Origin of the sequence: Streptomyces sp. MB09-02B, from assembly GCF_033794485.1 — a bacterium.
Lineage (GTDB): Bacteria > Actinomycetota > Actinomycetes > Streptomycetales > Streptomycetaceae > Streptomyces.
On the sequence record NZ_JARGEE010000684.1, the window covers coordinates 1 to 2,963 of the forward strand.

Here is a 2,963-nt window from a genome sequence, read left to right on the forward strand (position 1 = left end):
CGCCCGCCCCGAGCCGGCCGAGCAGCCGGTAGGGCCCCACGACCGTGGGTTCGTCGACATCGAGCGGTCGCATGGACGACACCTCCCCCGTACCTCCCCGCGCCTCCAGCGTAGTGCCGTACGCCCGAAGGGAAATGCGTGCGTCGGCGGCGGATCCGCAACCGATCCCACAGAACAGTGAATTCGTCAACCGGAATTCCGTGAAGTTCAGCGGGACTTCACGGGAAAGGGTTCAGGAAAGCAGGTCGACCTTCACGTCCGCCGGAAATCCGGTGGTCGGGCCGACGCGCCTCGCGAACTCGGCGACCGCGGACAGCTGGGGCGCGCCGAAGCGGAAGTCCAGGGTCGTGAAGTACCGCTCCAGCACCCGCTCGTCGAAGGCCTCCCAGCGGGCGGCCTGCTCGGCGACCTTGTCCACCTCGGTCAGGGACAGGTCCCGGGAGGCGAGGAACGCCTCGTGCACCTTGCGGGTGACCTCGGGCTCCCGCTCCAGGTAGTCACGCCGCGCCGCCCACACCGCGAAGACGAACGGCAGCCCCGTCCACGCCTTCCACATGGCGCCCAGGTCGTGCACCTCCAGCCCGAAGTTCGGCCCGTCGAGCAGGTTCGCGCGCAGCGCCGCGTCACCGATGAGCACCGCCGCCTCCGCCTCCTGCATCATCAGCGAGAGGTCGGGCGGGCAGGTGTAGTACGACGGCTGGACGCCGACGCTCTCGGCCAGCAGCAGTTGCGCGAGGCGTACGGAGGTGCGCGAGGTGGAGCCCAGGGCGACGCGTGCGCCGTCCAGGCGTTCCAGTGGCACCTGGGAGACGATCACGCACGACATCACCGGGCCGTCGCAGCCGACGGCGATGTCGGGGAAGGCGACCAGGTCGTCCGCGTTGCGCAGGAACTCGACCAGGGTGATGGGCCCGATGTCGAGGTCCCCGCGCACCAGCTGCTCGCTGAGCTTCTCGGGGGTGTCCTTGGTGAGCTCGAAGTCGAGGAGCGTGCCCGTTCTCGCGAGCCCCCAGTACAGGGGCAGGCAGTTCAGGAACTGGATGTGGCCGACGCGCGGCCGGTTGCGAGAATTGTCCACATCGCGAGGCTAGCCCTCATGGGGTACGGTGCGGGCTCCGGGGGCCGGGAGGTGTCCCCGAAACCGGATGTACACCCCGTGTCAACACTTTCGACGGCGTGTCGTCGGTGGGACGGGCGGGGAAGTAGAGGCGGTCAGTCAAACCGAGACCCGAGCGGTTCAAACATCCGGGTGACGTGATCTTGCCCTCTATTGCATTCCCCTGCCCGCGTGCTAGGCTCGCCGCAAGTTGCAGTTTGGTTTCCCTTGCAGTACAGAGCCTGCGGAGCATGTAACCGCGGGCTCTTGTCGTTTTCAGACGTATGCAGTTGTGCGGCATCTTGTTTTCACACTTGCAGGGTTCTGGAGCAGGGCAAACCCTTTGGGCCCAAGGAGGGCTTATGGCTACCGGAACCGTGAAGTGGTTCAACGCCGAAAAGGGCTTTGGCTTCATCGCCCAGGAAGGTGGCGGACCGGACGTGTTCGTCCACTACTCCGCCATCAACGCGAACGGCTTCCGTTCGCTGGAGGAGAACCAGCAGGTCTCCTTCGACGTGACGCAGGGCCCGAAGGGTCCGCAGGCGGAGAACGTCACCCCCGTCTGAACCGTTCGATCCGAGGGATGCCCCTCTGACGACGTCTGAGAGCAGTACCCAAGGAGCCCCTCGCCTTTCGGCGCAGGGGCTCCTGCCTCTTCGCCGCCCTTTCCCGCCGCTCTCCCCCGCCCGCTCCTGCATGTGCTGCACCGCCCGGCCCCGACGGAAGTACGCCCCAGAGGGGCGCGGGGAACTGCGCGACCAGCCCCGACGAAACCGCGGCCGAAGAACCACCGAGCCCAGCATTTCCTCCGGCCCGACCTCAGCCCCTTTCCGCGGCCAGCGACTCAAGCACCCGCCGCAGCCGGACACCCCGCCCCAGATCCGGTTCGAGCCCCTTGCCCCGCAGGAGGGCGGTCAGGGAGGCCTGGACGACCTCGGCCCCTTCGGGGGCGACCCGCTTCGAAACCTCCAGCCACTGCAGGGACCGGTCCGCGCCCACCGTGCAGTGCTCCACGGTCACTTCGTGATGGTCGAGGCGCACCCCGCGCCGGCGGACCGTGTCCACGGGGCCCAGGACGTCGAGCGCGCCGAAGTCGACGTCGATGTCGGCGCAGTCCGCGAGGAAGGCGCGCTGGAGGTCGGAGAAGACGAGGTCCAGGGGCTTGGTGCCGGTGGCGGCGGCCTCCACGGCCGCACGCCCGCAGTGGGAGACGAGGGCGGCGGAAAGCACCCGGCGGTCGCCCAACCAGGCGCCCGCCAGGTGGAGGGAATCCGGTCCCTGCTCACGGAAGCGCAGCCAACGTTCCGAGAGCCGGGACCGGCGACAGGGCCGCAGTTCCGCGGTCGCGGCCCCGCCCCGCCCGCTCCCCGCCCGAAGGCGCAGGATCAGCCCCGCATCCAGAAGCGGCAGGTGACCTGGCGCCGTGGAGCGGGCGAGGGCCTCACAGAAGTAGACGCGGCGCCGGGCTCCCCCGATGTCCGGCGCCGGCGCCCAGGTCGCGGCGGCCGCGCCCGCACCCGAGAACGTCACCTTGATCTCGACCGAGTCGAGCCGGTCGGATCCCGAGGTGAGATCCCCGCGTTCCACGGATGCCGGCATGAGCCGTCCCCCTAGTTCCGCGACCTGGTTCATTTCCCCTGTTTCCCTTGGTCCCTTCTATTCCTTCCGCTCCTTTGGTTCCTTTGGTTCCTCGCGATCCCCCGGTGCGATTCCCCTGTGGTGCTGTGTTCCGTGGACCATTGAAGGCCCGGGGCGGCCCCCCTCGCTTCCGGGAAGTCCCTACATCTCCCCCGCCAACTGGCCCTGGGGGATGATGGACGGGCGGGGCCGCCCCGGGCCTTCAATGGTCCACGGAACACAGCACCAC

General features: G+C 68.8%; 4 protein-coding genes. 1 reads left to right on the forward strand and 3 read right to left on the reverse strand.

Annotation, left to right across the window (positions count from 1 at the left end; translation table 11 throughout):
• Positions 1–190: hypothetical protein (locus tag P1P70_RS42790; RefSeq protein WP_319247634.1), on the reverse strand; the 190-nt coding region annotated here is incomplete at its 3' end.
• Positions 191–232: 42 nt separating this feature from the next.
• Positions 233–1,078: a menaquinone biosynthesis protein gene (locus P1P70_RS42795; protein ID WP_319247636.1), complete on the reverse strand. Its 846-nt coding sequence runs from the start codon at positions 1,076–1,078 to the stop codon at positions 233–235.
• 380 nt (positions 1,079–1,458) lie between these two features.
• Here P1P70_RS42795 and P1P70_RS42800 point away from each other — a divergent pair, with 380 nt between their 5' ends.
• Positions 1,459–1,662 (forward strand): cold-shock protein, encoded by a 204-nt coding sequence (locus P1P70_RS42800; RefSeq protein ID WP_007490911.1) that lies wholly within the window; start codon positions 1,459–1,461, stop codon positions 1,660–1,662.
• 253 nt (positions 1,663–1,915) lie between these two features.
• On the opposite strand, the gene P1P70_RS42805 is transcribed toward P1P70_RS42800, so the two are convergent.
• Positions 1,916–2,695 (reverse strand): hypothetical protein, encoded by a 780-nt coding sequence (locus tag P1P70_RS42805; protein ID WP_319247638.1) that lies wholly within the window; start codon positions 2,693–2,695, stop codon positions 1,916–1,918.
• Positions 2,696–2,963 lie beyond the last annotated feature (268 nt).

Excerpts from the sequence above, each read along its gene's own strand:
- P1P70_RS42800 (WP_007490911.1), top strand. The coding sequence starts at position 1,459 with ATGGCTACCGGAACCGTGAAGTGGTTCAACGCCGAAAAGGGCTTTGGC.
- P1P70_RS42805 (WP_319247638.1), bottom strand. The coding sequence starts at position 2,695 with ATGCCGGCATCCGTGGAACGCGGGGATCTCACCTCGGGATCCGACCGG.